The 16,434-nt window shown below is 68.1% G+C and carries 20 protein-coding genes; 15 read left to right on the top strand and 5 right to left on the bottom strand.

The window, feature by feature from the left end; translation table 11 throughout:
• Positions 1 to 9: 9 nt before the first annotated feature.
• The 3 genes from HCX50_RS08565 to HCX50_RS08555 are packed head-to-tail and all read right to left on the bottom strand — an operon-like array spanning position 10 to position 1,714.
• Positions 10 to 327 (bottom strand): helix-turn-helix domain-containing protein, encoded by a 318-nt coding sequence (locus HCX50_RS08565; RefSeq protein ID WP_167633819.1) that lies wholly within the window; start codon positions 325 to 327, stop codon positions 10 to 12.
• A gap of 28 nt (positions 328 to 355) precedes the next feature.
• Positions 356 to 1,201: an alpha/beta fold hydrolase gene (locus HCX50_RS08560; RefSeq protein ID WP_167633817.1), complete on the bottom strand. Its 846-nt coding sequence runs from the start codon at positions 1,199 to 1,201 to the stop codon at positions 356 to 358.
• Positions 1,202 to 1,234: 33 nt separating this feature from the next.
• Entirely contained in the window at positions 1,235 to 1,714 is a 480-nt protein-coding gene (locus HCX50_RS08555) for a hypothetical protein (protein WP_167633815.1), read from the bottom strand.
• A gap of 204 nt (positions 1,715 to 1,918) precedes the next feature.
• Here HCX50_RS08555 and HCX50_RS08550 point away from each other — a divergent pair, with 204 nt between their 5' ends.
• From HCX50_RS08550 to HCX50_RS08540, 3 genes are read left to right on the top strand one after another with little or no spacing between them, the layout of a single operon-like run.
• The gene (locus HCX50_RS08550; RefSeq protein WP_337749361.1) at positions 1,919 to 2,590 is read left to right on the top strand and encodes a DUF998 domain-containing protein; all 672 of its coding nucleotides are present in this window, start codon (positions 1,919 to 1,921) and stop codon (positions 2,588 to 2,590) included.
• 33 nt (positions 2,591 to 2,623) lie between these two features.
• On the top strand, positions 2,624 to 2,992 hold the full coding sequence (locus HCX50_RS08545) for a YciI family protein (RefSeq protein ID WP_029264053.1): 369 nt from the start codon (positions 2,624 to 2,626) through the stop codon (positions 2,990 to 2,992).
• Complete coding sequence (locus HCX50_RS08540; protein WP_167633811.1) at positions 2,989 to 4,227, top strand: sigma-70 family RNA polymerase sigma factor; 1,239 nt, start codon at positions 2,989 to 2,991, stop codon at positions 4,225 to 4,227. Before HCX50_RS08545 ends, HCX50_RS08540 begins: the two co-directional genes overlap by 4 nt.
• 75 nt (positions 4,228 to 4,302) lie before the next feature.
• Here HCX50_RS08540 and HCX50_RS08535 read toward each other — a convergent pair whose 3' ends face one another.
• On the bottom strand, positions 4,303 to 4,893 hold the full coding sequence (locus tag HCX50_RS08535; protein WP_167633809.1) for a TetR/AcrR family transcriptional regulator: 591 nt from the start codon (positions 4,891 to 4,893) through the stop codon (positions 4,303 to 4,305).
• Between the two features lie 100 nt (positions 4,894 to 4,993).
• On the opposite strand from HCX50_RS08535, the gene HCX50_RS08530 reads away from it, so the two are divergent.
• Positions 4,994 to 5,800 carry an NAD(P)H-dependent oxidoreductase gene (locus HCX50_RS08530; protein ID WP_167633807.1) on the top strand — a complete coding sequence of 269 codons (807 nt, stop codon included), beginning with the start codon at positions 4,994 to 4,996 and terminating at the stop codon, positions 5,798 to 5,800.
• 58 nt (positions 5,801 to 5,858) lie between these two features.
• A complete protein-coding gene (locus HCX50_RS08525) occupies positions 5,859 to 6,302 on the top strand; it encodes a hypothetical protein (RefSeq protein WP_167633805.1) in 444 nt (147 codons plus the stop codon).
• Positions 6,303 to 6,339: 37 nt separating this feature from the next.
• Here the strand turns inward: HCX50_RS08525 and HCX50_RS08520 are convergent, their stop codons facing one another.
• Positions 6,340 to 6,693 carry an ArsR/SmtB family transcription factor gene (locus tag HCX50_RS08520; protein ID WP_167633803.1) on the bottom strand — a complete coding sequence of 118 codons (354 nt, stop codon included), beginning with the start codon at positions 6,691 to 6,693 and terminating at the stop codon, positions 6,340 to 6,342.
• An 83-nt stretch (positions 6,694 to 6,776) separates the two neighbouring features.
• Between HCX50_RS08520 and HCX50_RS08515 the strand changes: the two genes are divergently transcribed.
• From HCX50_RS08515 to HCX50_RS08470, 10 genes are all read left to right on the top strand, one after another.
• Positions 6,777 to 8,078 (top strand): FAD-dependent oxidoreductase, encoded by a 1,302-nt coding sequence (locus HCX50_RS08515; RefSeq protein ID WP_205828939.1) that lies wholly within the window; start codon positions 6,777 to 6,779, stop codon positions 8,076 to 8,078.
• Positions 8,079 to 8,152: 74 nt separating this feature from the next.
• Positions 8,153 to 8,560 carry an arsenate reductase ArsC gene (locus tag HCX50_RS08510; protein WP_167633799.1) on the top strand — a complete coding sequence of 136 codons (408 nt, stop codon included), beginning with the start codon at positions 8,153 to 8,155 and terminating at the stop codon, positions 8,558 to 8,560.
• A 193-nt stretch (positions 8,561 to 8,753) separates the two neighbouring features.
• The gene (locus tag HCX50_RS08505; protein ID WP_167633797.1) at positions 8,754 to 10,133 is read left to right on the top strand and encodes an extracellular solute-binding protein; all 1,380 of its coding nucleotides are present in this window, start codon (positions 8,754 to 8,756) and stop codon (positions 10,131 to 10,133) included.
• Between the two features lie 11 nt (positions 10,134 to 10,144).
• Positions 10,145 to 11,083: a carbohydrate ABC transporter permease gene (locus HCX50_RS08500; RefSeq protein WP_091032954.1), complete on the top strand. Its 939-nt coding sequence runs from the start codon at positions 10,145 to 10,147 to the stop codon at positions 11,081 to 11,083.
• Positions 11,080 to 11,931 carry a carbohydrate ABC transporter permease gene (locus tag HCX50_RS08495; RefSeq protein ID WP_091032956.1) on the top strand — a complete coding sequence of 284 codons (852 nt, stop codon included), beginning with the start codon at positions 11,080 to 11,082 and terminating at the stop codon, positions 11,929 to 11,931. The genes HCX50_RS08500 and HCX50_RS08495 overlap by 4 nt, the downstream gene beginning before the upstream one ends.
• Before the next feature lie 58 nt (positions 11,932 to 11,989).
• Positions 11,990 to 12,820 (top strand): SMP-30/gluconolactonase/LRE family protein, encoded by an 831-nt coding sequence (locus HCX50_RS08490; protein WP_167633795.1) that lies wholly within the window; start codon positions 11,990 to 11,992, stop codon positions 12,818 to 12,820.
• Positions 12,817 to 13,569 (top strand): FadR/GntR family transcriptional regulator, encoded by a 753-nt coding sequence (locus HCX50_RS08485; protein ID WP_167633793.1) that lies wholly within the window; start codon positions 12,817 to 12,819, stop codon positions 13,567 to 13,569. Before HCX50_RS08490 ends, HCX50_RS08485 begins: the two co-directional genes overlap by 4 nt.
• A complete protein-coding gene (locus tag HCX50_RS08480) occupies positions 13,562 to 14,605 on the top strand; it encodes a hypothetical protein (protein WP_167633791.1) in 1,044 nt (347 codons plus the stop codon). The genes HCX50_RS08485 and HCX50_RS08480 overlap by 8 nt, the downstream gene beginning before the upstream one ends.
• The gene (locus HCX50_RS08475; RefSeq protein ID WP_167633789.1) at positions 14,602 to 15,378 is read left to right on the top strand and encodes an SDR family NAD(P)-dependent oxidoreductase; all 777 of its coding nucleotides are present in this window, start codon (positions 14,602 to 14,604) and stop codon (positions 15,376 to 15,378) included. The genes HCX50_RS08480 and HCX50_RS08475 overlap by 4 nt, the downstream gene beginning before the upstream one ends.
• A complete protein-coding gene (locus tag HCX50_RS08470; RefSeq protein ID WP_167633787.1) occupies positions 15,375 to 16,415 on the top strand; it encodes an Ldh family oxidoreductase in 1,041 nt (346 codons plus the stop codon). The genes HCX50_RS08475 and HCX50_RS08470 overlap by 4 nt, the downstream gene beginning before the upstream one ends.
• Positions 16,416 to 16,434 lie beyond the last annotated feature (19 nt).

Below are 16,434 nucleotides of genomic sequence, written 5' to 3'. Positions count from 1 at the left end.
GGTTGTACGTTATGCCTGCGCGGAAGGGATGTCAAGAGGCGTCTTGCCGTCGAAAGTGCGAACCAGCCGAGACGCCCGCCGGATCATCTCCGGATCTGCGCGCACGAGCCGCTCCCGCCCGCGCGCGCACTTGACGATGAGTCCCGCGCGCTCGAGCACTGCGACGTGCTTCTGCACGGCCGCGAAACCCATGTCATAGTGACGCGCGAGCTCGGTCACGGACTGCCCCTCGACGAGCGTGCGGGCGAGGATGTCGCGCCGAGTGGCGTCTCCCAGCGCTCGGAAGACCCGGTCCGCCTCGCTGCGACCGAGTTCGTCGGGAATCACGGATGGCGGGATTCCACGGCCGTCGGGATCACGGGAGGACCTCGTCGAGAAAGGGCACGATCGAAGGCATCAGCGCGGCCGGTTTCATCATCGGCGTCGCGTGGTGCGCGCCCTCGATCGTCGCGTGTCGGGCTCCGATCAGCGTCGACAGCCCTCGCGTCCCGCTGTCCATGAACGGCGCACTCTTGCTTCCGAGGAGCACGAGAGAGGGCGCCCGGAGCCCGCTCCACCGGTCGCCGGTGAGAGGTGTTCCGTCCTGCAACCCTGCGCAGAGGCGCGTGTCATAGACGGCCGTCTGGGCCATCGCGACCATGGTCCGCCACGGGCCGATCATGAGTCGCATGGCGTGGATCATGAAGGAGGGTGCACCGAGGGCGACACGGTGGAACTCGCGAACCGCGTCCGACCCCCGCCCCTCGTCGACCAGCTGCTGAAGGTGGTCGGCGAGGTCACGGGGGACGGGTGCGCGTCGATCGTCCACGATCACCGGGGGCTCGAAGGCGATGACGCCCGCGACCTTCTCGGGAAGAGCCGCCGCGGCGTCCACGGCGAGGATCGCGCCGGATGACGCTCCGAAGAGAGCAGCCCTGCCTCCGTGCGCATCGACGAGCGCCTCGATATCCGCGATCTCGCGAGCGATGCGCCACGAGCCGACGTCCCCGCTGTCGCCGCGTCCTCGACGGTCATAGTTCACGACCGTGTGGCTCGCGGCGAGCAGGGCCGCGAGCCGACGGTTGTCGCGGAGGTCGGCCAGCGCCTGCGCGACGAGGATGACGACCGGCCCGTCTCCGTGGCGTTCATACGAGATCTCCGTGCCATCCGCGGACACGACCTGGCGCAGGGACGGATCGGGAGAAGAGTTCTTCTTCGGCATGATGATTCCGCTCTCTTCGAGAAGTGGGTGGCGTCAGCGGCGGGTCATCGTGGACGCGTATCCGCCGTCACCGGGGTAGACCCAGGCGCCGTCGAGTACACGATCGTCGTCACTGAAGGTGCCGGTGAAGGAGGCCGGGCTTCCCTTGGCTCCCGCCCAGATGGTGAGCGTGTCTCCCTCCAGCTCGTAGACGTAGTCGAGGGTGTTGCCCATCGAGTCGTAGAACCGGGAAGCGACATCCGTGCCGGCGGGCTCGCCGAACGGGCGGAGCTGACCGATGACCTCGATGCCGGTGATGGCCTGACCGAACTGCTCCAGCTCGACGTGCTGGAGCAGGAAGAACCGTCCGCCCATCCACTCGTACCGCACGACTCCCTCGGCGCCACCCGTCACCGTCCATTCCCCGACGAGCCTGTCGAGCGCCGTGACGGCGCTGCTAGGCGTGGGCTGCTCACCGAGGCCGTAGCCGTCGATCTGCTCAGCGGTGACGTTCTCCAGCGCGTTCTCGTTCATGAGGTGTCCTTTCTCGTGCAGCCCGGCGGGCCGCTCTTGCAGATACCTCGGAGCCGAACGCTGCGGATTGACATCTACGCGCGAATCCGTCGGAAGCGATCCGCCGGGCGCCCCCTCACACCTCGCGACCGCACGATGTCAAGATTCGTCGCGCGGCTCCGAGGTATCAGTGCAGAAACACCCGCCCCAGAAGAGGAGCTCACAGTGACCACGAACTCAGCACCACGCCTCGCGCACAGGGAGATCAGCGCACTCCCTCGTTCGACCCGCCCCTTGCTGCTAGGGGGCGCACTCGCGGGACCGCTGTTCTATCTGTCCGCACTCGTGCAGATGCTCACGCGCCCCGGATTCGACATCCGCATCCACCCCCTCAGCCAACTCTCCACGGGAGACTTCGGCTGGATCCAGATCCTCACCTTCGTCCTGGTCGGACTGGGCCTGATCTGCCTGGCGGTCGGTCACCGGCGGGTCGTGACCGACGGGCTCGGCCGCGCCGCCATTCCGGTCCTCATCACCATCAGCGGGGCAGGCTTCATCGCCGCCGGCCTCTTCCCGCAGGACCCCGCGAACGGTTTTCCGCTCGGCGTGGCCGACGGCCCCGCGGCCGAACCCACCTGGCACGCCGTCATCCACATGGCGGCGGCGATCGTCGCGTTCACCGTCCTGGCCGTGGCGGCCGTCATCGCGCTCATCCGCGCCATCCGCGAGCGGCGTGCGGCCGCAGCGATCGGGAGCGGCATCGTCGCGATCGCGCTCCTCGCTCCCGTCGCTCCCGACATCGCCAGCATCCAGGTGGCGATCACGGGGCTCTTCGCCTTCGGATGGTGCACCGCGACGGCCATCTCCCTGCTGAAGTCACCGCGTGTGTCTCGCTAGCCTGGACACTCGCCGACTCAAGGAGATGAGACCGTGAAGTTCCTCATTCTCGGCTACACGCCGAGCAGCAGTTGGGACGCCGCCACCGCGGATGCCCCCACCGAGGATGCGCTCGCTGCATTCGCTGCATATCAGGAGTTCGAAGCGGAACTGCGCGCGACCGGGGAGTTCGTCAGCACCGAAGGGCTCGGACACCCCGCCGTGTCGACGACCGTGCGCAAGGTCGACGGAACGATCGTGATGACCGACGGTCCGTTTGTCGAGCTGAAGGAGGTCCTTGCGTCGTTCGCTGTCATCGAGGTGTCCAGCGTGGAGCGCGCGAAGGACATCGTCGCACGGATGGTCGAGATGCTCGGCGAACCGATGGAGATCCGTCCCATCATGGGTGACGACTTCGCGTGACGGCTCAACCTGACGCGATCGAGGACCTGCTGCGCACGGAAGCGCCGCAGGTCCTCGGGGCGCTGGTTCGCCGCTTCGGTCACTTCGACATCGCCGAGGAAGCCACGCAGGACGCACTGCTCGCCGCAAGCCAGCAGTGGCGCCGAGACGCCATCCCCGATCAGCCCCGGTCCTGGCTGATCCGCGTCGCCTACCGCCGCATGGTCGACGCGCTGCGCGCCGAATCGGCCGACCGCCGCCGCGAAGAGCAGTACGTGGCCTCCGAACCGCACGCGTCCTTCTCACACGCCGCCCCGGCCGACCATGACGACAGCCTGAACCTGCTGTTGCTGTGCTGTCACCCCGCCCTGTCGTCCGCCTCCCGCATCGCCTTGACGCTGCGGGCTGTGGGCGGGTTGACCACCGCGGAGATCGCGCATGCCTATGGAGTGACCGAGCAGACGATGGCCGTGCGGATCAGCCGCGCGAAGCAGCAGATCCGCAAGAGCGGCGCCCGCTTCGAGTTCGCGGCCGATGACGATCTCTCCGGCCGCCTGTCCGCGGTGATGCGGGTTCTGTACCTGATCTTCAACGAGGGATACACGGTGACCACCGGAACCGAGCTCACCCGGACCGACCTGACCGGCGAGGCGATCAGACTCGCGCGACTCCTCCACGCCCTCGTTCCCGATGACCCGGAATCGACAGGACTTCTCGCGCTCATGCTGCTGATCGATTCGCGACGCGCGACGCGCTCCACCTCGAATGGCGACCTCATCCCCTTGCGTGACCAGGACCGCACTCGATGGGATCTGGAGTCCATCCGAGAGGGATCCGACCTCATCCGTGCCGCGTGGTCCCAGGGGAACGTGGCAACCTACCGGCTGCAGGCCGCGATCGCCGCCGTCCATGCCTCCGCTCCCGTCGCCGAGCAGACCGACTGGGCACAGATTGCTGCTCTTTACCTGGCGCTCGAGCAGGTCGAACCCAGCGGACCCGTCCGGCTCGCACGAGTCGTCGCCGTGGCACACGCTTTCGGACCCGCGCGCGCCACCGCCCTGCTCGAGGAACTGGATCGCGAGCACGGGCTGCTCCAACATCCCTTGACCCGGCACCGTGCCCACGCGATCCGCGCCCACCTCCGCGAAGCGGAGGGGGACCCGACTGCGGCGAGAGAGGACTTCCTCGCTGCGGCCGACATGACGACGAACGAACCCGAATCCCGCTACCTCTCCCGAAAAGCATTCGGCGAGTGACACGTCCGTCGTGCGTTCCGGCCGGAATCCGGCATCGGATCTCGGAGTCGCGTTGCGGTCGGAACGCCCCTCGACTCACTCCCTGATCGAGGCGAGGAGGATCCGCACGAGCGCCTCGTGTGCGTCGCCCTCGTCGATGCGCGAGGCGAGCACCGCGCTCGCCAGCACATCCGCCGAGGCGAACGCCGCCTCCAGGGCGATCGGATCGATGCTCTCGGCACCGACCACGCGGGCGAGGGCGGCGCGACAGCGTTCGACGTAGGCCCCCACCGACTCCTGCCGTATCCGCGCGAGCACGGGCGTGCCGTGGAGGGCGGCGACCACTCCCGCCATCTCCACGCCCTCGGCGCGGGCGCAGGCGACATAGCTCGTGGCGATGACGTCCACGACCCCTTCGACGTCGGGTCGGGCGCTCGCCAGCGCGGTCTCGAGCGACGCATCCTGGCGCTCGTCGAACTGCCGGTACAGCGCGGCGAAGAGCCCCGCTCGGTCACCGAAGTGCTCGTAGACGACGGGCTTCGTGACGCCGGCGCTGTCGGCGAGTGTGCCGAGCGTCAGGGCGTCGGCCCCCTCGGCCCGGATCATCTCCCGCGCGACGCTCAGCAGCTGCGCACGGCGTTCGGCCTTGGACAACCGCGTCCGCGCGCCTTCTTTCGCCTTCGTCATCTTGCCCCTTGTGGCCCATACCTACTATGAGTAAGTTACGGTTGGTAGGTAACCATCCTATCCCCCGTGCCGACGGCACACCCACGATCCGAGGAGAAGAATGACCGCCGACCACCGGCCCACCGCGCACTGGATCTACGCGCATCCGCAATCGGGCTCACTGAACCGGCAACTGCTCGATGCCGGGATCGAGGCGCTCACCCCGCGCTACGACGTGCGGACCTCGGATTTGTACGCCCAGGGCTTCGACCCCCTGCTGGCGCAGCGCGACGTCGGCGGGCGCGAGGGGAGCCTCGTCGACCTGATGGGCGAGGTCCACGAGAGCGGGCTCGTTCCCGACGATGTGCGCCTCGAACAGCGGAAGCTCAAGGCCGCCGAGTTGCTCGTGTTCCAGTTCCCGCTCTGGTGGTACGGCGCACCGGCGATCCTCAAAGGCTGGTTCGATCGCGTGTTCACCAACGGCTTCGCCTACGGCGGCGTCGACGCGGAAACGGGACTGCCGCTCCGCTACGGCGAGGGCGGCCTGAAGGGCAAGCGCGCGCTCATCATCGTGACGGCGGGCGAGGATGCGCGAAGCATCGGTACCCGAGGCATCAGCGGCGACATCGATGCTCTGCTGTTCCCCATCACGCACGGCACGCTCTGGTACACGGGGATCGAATCGCTCGATCTCCACGTCATCCACGACGCCGACGCCCTCGATGCCGCGACTGTCGCTTCGGAACGCGACCGGCTGATCACCCGGCTCGCGGGCATTCACGACGAGGTCCCGTCTCAGCCGTACCGCGCCCTGCACGACGGCGAGTACCGGGGCACGCGGGCATTGCGCGCTGACATCCTGCCCGGGCGAACCGATCTCGACATCCACCGCGTCGACCGCGCGGGCGTCGCGAACAGCACCCGCTAGCAGAGCACGACGTTCGGCGCGGGCGGGGTCGGACCCCTCGAGCGATACGCTCGCGGGTATGGGCTTCTCGGTGCTGGGTCTCGCGCTCAGCCTCGCCATCTTCGCTCCGAGCCTGTCACTCATCTGGTTCCCGCCCCGCCCTGCATTGCCGACCGGGGTGGTCCCTCGTCCGGTGACGCTGTTGGAACGCGCGGGGCAGGCGCTCTGCGTGACGGTCCCCGCCATCATGGCGGGCACCTCTGTGGGGTGGTGGTGGTTCCCGCTCGTCGCCGTGCTCGTGCTCGCGTACTGGGCGTTGTGGGTGAGATTCCTCGTCACCGGGCGTCGCCTTGAGGCGCTCTTCGGTCCCGTCTGGGGCGTGCCGGTGCCCATGGCGCTGCTCCCCGTCGCCGCGTTCCTCGCCGGCGCCGCATGGCTGGAGAACCCCTGGATCGCGATTGCCGCGGCGGTGCTTGCCGCCGGGCACATCCCCAGCTCCCTGATCACGGCAAGAGCTCGATAGCCCGGCCGGCAGCCGGAGACCCCGGAGAGCTCAGGTTCTACGACCGGGGCGCCGCCACACGAAGCGCGTCGGCGGCGGCATCCATCGTGTCGGCGTTGAGCGAGAAGTACGCCCACTTGCCGCGCTGCTCGCGGGTGACGAGGCCGGCGTCCGCCAGGAGCTTCATGTGGTGGGAGACCGTGCCCTGCGAGAGGCCGACGGGCTCGGTCAGGTCGCAGATGCAGGCCTCGCCGCCGGCGCCGGCGGCGATGAGGGACAGCAGCCGGACTCGCGTGGGATCACCGAGCGCCTTGAAGACCCGCGCGACGCGCTCCGCATCCTCGACCGTCGGCGCGGCCGTGACACGCGGCACGCAGCAGGCGGTCGCTTCGATGGTCGTCGGCAGGCTCATGCATCCATCCTGACACGTATTGACAAACTTCGATAGATCAGCGACAGTCATCGTATTGAAGATCATCGATCTGAGGAGATGTGATGTCCGAGCTTCCCGTCGTCGTCATCGGAGCGGGCCCGCAGGGTCTGGCAGCAGCGGCACACCTCGTCGAACGCGGCGAGCACGTGGTCGTAGTCGAGCGCGGGAATACGCCGGCCGCGGCCGTCTCGGAGTGGGGGCATGTGCGCCTGTTCTCGGCATGGCCGGAACTCACCGATGCAGCCGCCCGCCGCTTGCTCGAGCCGACGGGGTGGACTGCACCGGCGAAGGGCTATCCGACCGGCGCGGAGTGGGTGAACGAGTACCTCGCGCCGCTCGCGGATGCTCTGGGCGAGCAGATCCGCTACGCGACGACCGTGACCGGCGTCGCCCGGCAGGGTCGAGACAAGGTCGTCGACGGGGGACGCAGGAGCCAGCCCTTCGTCGTCCACACCGTCGATGGGGCAGGGCACGAAGCCCGCCTCCTCGCCCGCGCGGTCGTCGATGCCAGCGGCACCTGGGATGTTCCGAACCCTGCGGGGGCGGATGGCTTCCCGGCGCTCGGCGAGGCCGCGGCATCGGACCGGATCTCGTACCGCATCCCGGCCGACGTGTCCGAGCTCGCGGGCCGGCATGTGGTCGTCGTGGGCGCCGGGCATTCCGCCACGCACGCCGTGCTGCGCCTGAGCGAGCTGGCACGACGCACTCCGGGAACGCGCGTGACCTGGCTGCTGCGTCGAGGAAGCGCCGCCAACGTCTTCGGTGGCGGGATCGGGGACGAGCTTCCCGAGCGCGCCGCACTCGGTTCCCGCGCCCGGAAGGTCATCGACGAAGGGGTCGTGGAGCTGGTGACGGGGTTCCGCGTCGCCGAATTCCGGCAGGGCGGCGACGGGCTGACGATCGTCGCGGAAGACGGCCGGGAGGTGACCGACGTCGGGCACGTGTTCGCCCTCACCGGCTTCCGCCCCGACACCGGGATGCTGAGGGAACTGCGGATCGACCTCGATCCCGCACTCGAAGCGGTCGCGGGCATCGCCTCTGAGATCGACCCGAACATCCACTCCTGCGGCTCGGTGGGCGCGACAGGGGCGAGGGAGCTCGCCCAGCCCGAACCCGGGTTCTTCATCGTCGGCGCGAAGTCCTACGGGCGCGCCCCGACCTTCCTCGCCCTGACCGGATACGAGCAGGTCCGCAGCGTCGCCGCGCACCTCGTGGGCGATCACGAGGCCGCGGGCCGCAACGAGCTGAGCCTGCCCGACACCGGCGTGTGCGGCGGAGCCGGCGGGTTCGACGACTCGGCCGGCAGCTGCTGCGCTGCCCCGGCGACGATCCAGATCGGCGCGCGCCCGGCCGCCGTCGGCTGATCGCGGCCCGCCCACCGCGGGCATCCGACTGTCAAGATAGATGCAGGTCACCCACCCCCCTCTCAGGAGCACCCATGACCGACACGACCACCAAGCCCTCCGTGCTCTTCGTCTGCGTGCACAACGCCGGACGCTCGCAGATGGCGGCCGGATTCCTCCGCGACATCGCCGGCGACCGCATCGAGGTCCGCTCGGCCGGTTCGATGCCCGCTGATCAGATCAACCCGACCGCCGTCGCGGCGATGGGCGAGCTCGGCATCGACATCACCGCCGAGCAGCCCAAGGTGCTGACCACCGAGGCCGTGCAGGCCTCCGACGTCGTCATCACCATGGGCTGCGGCGACGCGTGCCCGTTCTTCCCCGGCAAGCGCTACGAGGACTGGACGCTCGACGACCCGGCCGGCCAGGGCATCGACGCGGTCCGGCCGATCCGCGACGAGATCCGTGCGCGCATCGAGCAGCTGGTGAGCGAACTGGTCTGAGGGTCCCCCGCGCCTGCATCGGCCGGCCAGCCTGCCTCCTCGCGGGCGGTAGAGGGTCATGCTGCCGCGCCTGGACGCGTCACCGGCGCCCGGGTGACGAACCGTTGACATCCGATGTTTGTCGCGCCATGATCAGAAAGGTCCGGTGGCCCTACCACTGGCTCCTGATCGACAGCGAAGACTGGAGAAGGTCATGACGAAGAAGTCACTGCAACCCCTCAGTTCCACCACACTCTCGCGCCGAACGTTGTTCAAGGCGGGCCTGATCGGTGGCGCCGCCATCGCGATGGGTACGAGTCTCACCGCGTGCGCGCCGGAGGTATCCACGAAGGGAGCCAAGACGCTGCGCATGGTCATGCCAGACGCCTACCCTTTCGAGGATGTCCTCACGACGACGACCGAACCGGCGGCGGACGGCACCGCCGACAGAGGGCTCTGGCGCCTTCTGCAGTCATGGAAGGAGACCCATCCCGACGTGACCCTCGAGATCGAGACCGTGCCCTGGGACACCATCACTCAGCGGGTCATCCTGATGGGCCAGGCCGGCACTCCCGCTGACCTGGTGCTGGTCAACGATCTCAACATCCCCAAGCTCGCGAAGGGAGGGTTCCTCGCGCCGCTCGATTCCCTGCCCGGCGAATGGGACGACTACAACCAGAACCTGCTCCGCGGCATCGCCTCCGATGCCGGGAAGATCTACGCACTCCCGTGGATGACCGACTGCCGTCACGAGATGTACTGGAAAGAGGACTGGGCGAAGGCCGGCATCACCGAGCCCCCCGAGACGTGGGCGGAGTTCGCCGAAGCGATGGCCGCGCTCAAGGATGCCGGCATCGCTGACCCCTACTCGTTCTGGGCAGGGAACACCGTGCACACGCCGACCCAGTCCCTCTTCTCCCAGACGTGGATGCTCGGCGGAGACGTGATCGACGCCGATGGTCGCGCGACCCTCAAGACCGACGAGATGCTCGAGGTCTTCGAGTTCTACAACTCGCTCATGAACGAGCAAGGCGTCTCGTCGACCGGGTTGCTGTCCGTCTCCAAGGACGACGAGTACGACGACATGCTGCTGTCGCATAAGACCGCGACGATGAAGGGCGGCTCGTGGGTGGGGCTCAAGCTCGACGACGGCGGCCTGGCGGACGAGATCGGCTACTTCCGCACGCCGCGTCCGACGAAAGAGGCGAAGGACGCCACCCTCTCGGGCTTCTGGGCATTCGAGCTTCCTGCGCAGAAGACGCCGGACGAGGCGAAGCAGGAGCTCGCGTTCGAGTTCGCGATGCACATCACCGGTTCGAAAGGACAGGCCGAGTACCTCGTCGATGCGCCGGGCAAGCTGCCCACACGCCCGTCGGCATCCGCAAGCCCTCAGGCGCAGGCTCAGAACGACGCGTGGAAGTTCCAGGCGGACTACGCATCCGACGCCGGCCGAGGCATGCCTGCCGCCGCTGATGCGGGACTGCTGTTCGACCAGCTGCGCATCGCATTCCAGTCGTACCTCACGGGCACCTCTCCCGCGAACGAGGCACTCGCGTCCGCCGAGAAGGCGTACAACGAGCAGGTCGCGTCGTAGGGGTCGGACCGATGCCCCCGGAAACGATGACCGTCTCGCCGGTTCCCTCCGCTCCTGATCCCGGCCCTGCTCGTCCTCGCGTCGCGGCATCCCCTCGAAAGGTCCGCCGCGACTTCCTGCCCTATGCGCTGATCGCCCCCGGCGCTCTGCTCGTCGTCGGGTTCACCGTCATCGCGCTGGGATTCACGCTCATCAGCAGCTTCACCGACTGGGATGTGGGGCGGCTCAACACCACTTTCATCGGAATCGACAACTATCTTCGCGCCTTCCGCGATCCGGAGATGGTCGCCAGTCTCTGGCGATCCGGGATCTTCGTGCTCAGCGTCGTCGCGCTGTCGACCGCGGCGGGCTTCCTCCTCGCGGTGGCACTGAACCGGCGTTTTCCGGGGCGGGGCGCGGTTCGCGCGCTCGTCGTCCTGCCGTGGGTCATCAGCGAGATGGCGTCAGGCGTGTTCTGGGCGCTGATCCTGAAGAACGACGGAATCCTCTCCGCCTTCGGCTTGGAGCAGAGCCCGCTGGAGTCTCCTGCGGGCGCAATGACCGCGCTGATCCTGGTCGAGTCCTGGCGGAGCATCGGCTTCGTGACGGTGATGGTTCTCGCGGGTCTGCAATCCATCGATCCCGGCCTCTACGAGGCCGCGAAGATCGACGGAGCGACCGCTGGGCGGATCACCTGGAGCATCACGCTTCCGCTCGTGAGCCCGACGGTGCTGATCGCGGCGATCCTCCTGATGATCGGAAACTTCAACCTGGTGACGATGATCATCGCGCTCACGGCGGGTGGCCCGATCACCGCGACCACGACGACGGCCCTCTACATGTACAACCAGTCGTTCACTTATTTCCACCTCGGATACGGTGCGGCGATCGCGATGATCATGTCCGTGTTCAACGTGATCGCGATGTTCGCCTTCATCCTGCTCCAGCGCGGACGGGGGGCTCGCTCATGAGCGTCCTCGCCGCCCCACCGCGCGCTCGGACGCGCGCTCCCCGCGTTGCTCTGCCACTCATCACGACGGTGATGGTGGTCATCGTGTTCGCCCTGCCGATGCTGTGGATCCTGCTGAAGTCGTTCGGACCGGAGGATGAGATCTTCTCGGCGGCTCTCCTCCCGTCTTCCTTCCACCCGGAGAACTACGCTCGCGCCGTCCAGACCGGCATGCTCGTCTCCTACACGCTCAGCACGATCGCGATCAGCTTCTTCACCTGCCTCATCGTGCTGCCACTCGGATTCATGGCCGGCTACGGGCTGGCACGGTTCTCCTTCCGCGGTCGGGGTCTGGTCCTCTTCCTCTTCATGTTCTCGCTGACGATCCCGGGGCTCGTGAACCTCCTCGCGATCTACCAGGTGTTCAGCCTGGCCCAGCTGATCAATAATCCGGCAGGCCTGGTGATCGTCTACGCGGCGTCGAATCTGCCCCTGGCGACCTGGCTGATGCGAGCATTCATCCAGTCGCTGCCGTCAGAGCTGGAGCAGGCCGCTCTCGTCGACGGCTGCACCCGCGGCGGAGCGATCCTCCGCATCGTGGTCCCCTTGACCTCCCCCGGACTCGCCGCCGTCGCCGTCCTGGTCGTCGTGAACGTGTTCCAGGAGTTCATCGTCGCCCAGACGCTCATCTCCACGCGGGGCATCGGTGTCGTCAGCCAGGGCCTGCGGGCGATGCAGGGGCAGTTCGATCTCGACTACACCTCACTCGCGGCGGGATCGGTTCTCGTGAGCGTCATTCCCGTTCTGCTCTTCCTTCTGCTGCAGAAGCAGTTCATCGCGGGCATGACGACGGGGGCGACGACAGGGTGAAGACGAACGGAGCCAGGTGCGGGATGCTGGGAACAGAATGCCACGAAGGGGAGGCAACATGATCGACACGGTCGCCGATGGACTCGACCACCCCGAGTGCGTCACGGTGGGACCTGACGGCACGATCTTCGCCGGAGGCGAAGCCGGTCAGCTCTATCGCCTGGATGGGGAGAGCTTCGAGGTGACGGAAGTCGGGAGCTCGGGAGGCTGGCTGCTCGGCCTGGCCGTCGACGGACACGGCAATGTCGTGGCGTGCGATCCTCAGCGCCGGCAACTCGTCCGGTTCGACGGCGACGGTGCGATGACGGTGCTCTCCTCGGGCACGCCCGAACGACCGATGATCACCCCGAACTTCCCGGTGTACGGTGCGAGCGGAGTCCTGTACGTCTCCGATTCAGGCACCTGGCCGGCCGGCGGTGGCTGCATCTACCGTGTGCTCCCCGGCGGATCCACAGAACTCTGGTCGTCCGACGTGCCCCATTTCACGAACGGGCTGGCGCTCGACCAGGACGAGAAGCACCTGTACGTGGTGGAGTCGACGCTGCCCGGCATCACACGGATCCCGATCCTCGAAGACGGATCGGCCGGCCGGCCAGAACTCGTCGTCTCGATGCCGGGAACCGTACCGGACGGCATCGCCTTCGACAGCGAGGGGCGACTCTACATCGGCTGTTACCGCCCTGACAGGCTCTACACCCTCGAGCCGGACGGCACGCTTCTCATCCTTCGGGACGATTTCCAGGGCACCGATCTGGCTGCCCCGACCAATATCGTGTTCTCCGGCGCCGACCGGAGAGATCTGCTCGTCGCGAGCCTCGGACGCTGGCACATCGCGCGCATCCGCACCGAGGTTCCGGGTGCTCCGCTCCACCACCCCACGGAGGTATGACCGTGCCGCAGGCAACGAACGAGAACAGCATGTACGCGTCGGTGGCGCGTCACAGGACGATCGACTCCGTCGTGGACGCGCTCCAGGCACTCATCCTCCAACGCAAGCTGAACCCCGGCGATGCGCTGCCCGCCGAGCGCGAACTGGCCGTGATGCTCTCCGTGAGCCGCAACGTCGTCCGCGAAGCGTTGGGAATCCTGGGCCAGCGCGGGCTCACCACCTCGCGTCACGGATACGGGACCTTCGTCGCCTTGCCGTCCGGCGAACAGGCGCGCGCCGCCTTGCAGCTCCTGCTCGAACTGGAGCGGGTCGGTCTGGTCGAACTGTGTGACGCCCGCCTCCTGATAGAACCGGAACTCGCCGCACTCGCCGCCGCGCGCGTGACGCCCGCCGGCGCCGCGAAACTGCGAGATGCGTTCGCCGCACTCGCCGCGGCGAGCGCAGATGGCGAGGCCCACGTCCAGGCTGACCTCGCGTTCCACGGAGCGATCGCGGAGATGGCCGACCACACGGTCCTCCGCGCCCTGGTCGATGCCGTCCGGGAGCCGGTGACCCGCGGCATGGTCTTCGGGACGAAGGTTCCCCGCGCGATCGATCACAGCGACGTCCAGCACGAGGAGATCATGCTCGCGATCCTCGCCGCAGAGCCGGAACTCGCGCGCGAGAGAATGCGCGAGCACCTCAGCTATGTGCGCGGCTACCTCATCGAACACGATGTCCGGATCACGCATTGGAGCGCAGATGACTAGCAGTCTCGTCACCCTGCGCGAGAAGGGGTCGTGGGTGCTGTCCGATGGAGTGCTGGAGGTCACTGTGGACCCGCTGCGCGGCGCCGACATCCGCAGCATCCGTTACCTGCCGCGCGCGGTCGAGATGCTGTGGTCGCCGGAGGGGATGCCGAATCCCGTCGCAGGAGCCGGGCTCCCGTCGGGGAGCGCGGCGTTCTACGACGACTACCGGGGCGGGATCCAGGAACTCTTCCCGAACGCGGGACCCGACTGCGTGGTGGAGGGGGCGCCGCTGGTGTTCCACGGTGAGAGCTGCCGCATCCCGTGGGTGGTCGATGCTCAGGAAGACGCTGACGGCGCGTTCCTCCGATGCCGTGCGGCGCTGCGGCGTTACCCGTTCATCGCCGAGCGACGGATCTCACTGCGCGAGGGCGCGATCGTCGTCATCGAGTCGACCGTCACCAATGCGTCTCCCCACGACCTGCCCGTGCACTGGGGCTTCCATCCGGTCTTCTCGGAAGCGCTCACCGAAGAGCCCGCCGTTCTGCTCGGCGACTTCTCCGGTCTCGTCGCCGACCCGTCGCCTTTCGGCCGCGTCCAGTCCTGGGACGTCGGGACCGCCGTCCCCACAGAGGAGCGCCACGGCGCGACGGCGCTCCTACTGGAACCCGGCGACCGTGGCTCTGCGGACCTCGGCTATGCGGCGGCACACGACGGGTGGTACGTCGTCGCATCCGAATCCGCCGGATTGGCCGTCGGAGTCACCTGGCCCGTCGACATCTTCCCGCGACTGTGGGTCTGGCAGGAATGCCGTGACCCCGCCGGGTATCCCTGGTGGGGTCGCCACCACATCGTCGGAGTCGAACCGCACACGGCGGCCCCCTCACGCGCCCTCACCGAGGATGTCGCGGCGGGTCAGGCTCTGATGATCGGGCCGGGCGAATCCCAACGGGCCGAGTTCCGGATTCAGATCGCCGACCTGGCCGAGAGGGCGATCGATGACTTCGTCCGCTCGACGGCCGATTCGAGCGGGAGCAGGAAGAAGGAGATCGCATGAGATTCGCTGAGCAGGTCGCCGTCGTCACCGGAGGCGCTTCGGGCATCGGGAGGGCGACGGCGGAGAGGCTGGCGAGCGAGGGAGCCCGCGTCGCGATCCTGGACATCGATGAGGCCGGCGCCGTCGCGACGGCCGATGCCATCACATCCACCGGGGCGATCGCCTTCCCCGTCGTCGTCGACATCGGCGACGAGTCGGCGGTCGAGGACGCACTCGATCGGGTGGAGGGTCTGATCGGGCTTCCGACGATCCTCGTCAACTGCGCGGGCGTGCTCCATGTCGCTCCGGCGCTGGAGACGAGCCCCGAAGCCTTCGATCGCATCGTCCGGGTGAATCTGCGCAGCGTGTTCGTCCTCTCGGTCTCCGTCGCACGGCGGCTCAGAGCCGCGGAAAGAGGAGGCGCGATAGTCAACGTGTCCTCCATCCACGCCGTGCTGTCGGAGCCGAACGCGTCCGCCTACACGGCGACGAAAGGCGGCATCGAAGCCATGTCGCGGACGTTCGCCTCGGAGTGGGCACCCCTCGGCATCCGAGTGAACTGCGTCCGCCCGGGGGCGACCGTGACCGCGCTCACCGCGACCCTCTACACGCCCGAGATCCTCGACGCCCTCGCCAGCCGGGTTCCGCTCCGGGTGCCCGCGCAACCCGAGCAGGTGGCGGCCGGAATCTGCTTCCTCGCATCAGCCGATGCGGACTACTGCACAGGCACGACTCTCGATGTCGACGGCGGCTACATCATGGACGGCAGTCTCCCCCGGACGGAGTATCGATGACTCGCCGGCTGGCCGTCTCCGACACCGCGCGGTGGGCGACGGCTGTGCTGCAGCGCGCAGGCCTCACCGACGAGGATGCAGATGTCGTCGCGCAGAACCTCGCCTACGCGGAGTCGCGCGGCACCGCGAGCCATGGGTTCATCCGTCTCCCCATCTACCTCGAACGGGTGGAGAAGGGCGGGATCAATGCGTCGCACGCACCGTCGACGCTCTGGGATCTGGGTTCGGTCGTCGCCCTCGACGGCGACGCGGGCCCGGGTGCGGCCACCGCCGTGCATGCGGTCCGTCTGGCCATCACGCGCGCCCGCGAGTCGGGAATCGGCTGCGTTCTCGTCAGCAATGCGAACCACTTCGGCGCGGCCGCCTTCTACTCGGAGATGATCGCGGACGAAGGGATGATCGGGATCGTGTGCTGCAACACCGATCGTGCGATGTGCGCGCCGGGCGGAGGCGAGGCGGTGCTCGGAACGAATCCGCTCACCATCGCGCTCCCGCTGAGCGCGGAAGATCGACCGATCCTGGACATGGCGACCTCGGAAGTCAGCTACGGGCGGGTGCTCGTCGCCGCCGCCGCGGGTCAGAGCATCCCCACGGGGTGGGCGGTGGACGACGCGGGCCGAGCGACGGAGTCGTCGTCGGATGCACTGCGCGGCGCACTGCTCCCTGCCGCAGGCCCGAAGGGGTTCGGACTCGCGTTCATGATCGACGCCCTCGTCGCACTGGGGGGCGCGAAGACGAGCCCCTTCGTGTCGCCGCTGCACGGTGATGCCTCCCTCCCCCAGGAACTCGGGCACTTCTTCCTCGCGTTGCGCGGTCCGGGCGACGCCGCCGCCGAATCCGACAGGGCCATCCGTTCACTGGTCGAGGAGCTGCGTCGCAGCCGACTCCCCTCGAGCCCCGCGGTCCTGTTCCCGGGGGAACCGGAGCTCATGAGACGACGCGACAACGACGGAACCTTCCCTGCCTCCACCGAGCTGGTCGAGTCGATCCAGAGCATCGCCGAGCGATATGCCGTACCCGCTCCGATGCTCCCGTAGCCCCTCCGAACCTCAAGAA

The sequence above is a fragment of the Microbacterium sp. B19(2022) genome (assembly GCF_012030385.1).
GTDB lineage: Bacteria > Actinomycetota > Actinomycetes > Actinomycetales > Microbacteriaceae > Microbacterium > Microbacterium oxydans_B.
The sequence above is the reverse complement of the archived record's forward strand: the minus strand, read 5'-3'. Positions and strand labels throughout refer to the sequence as shown.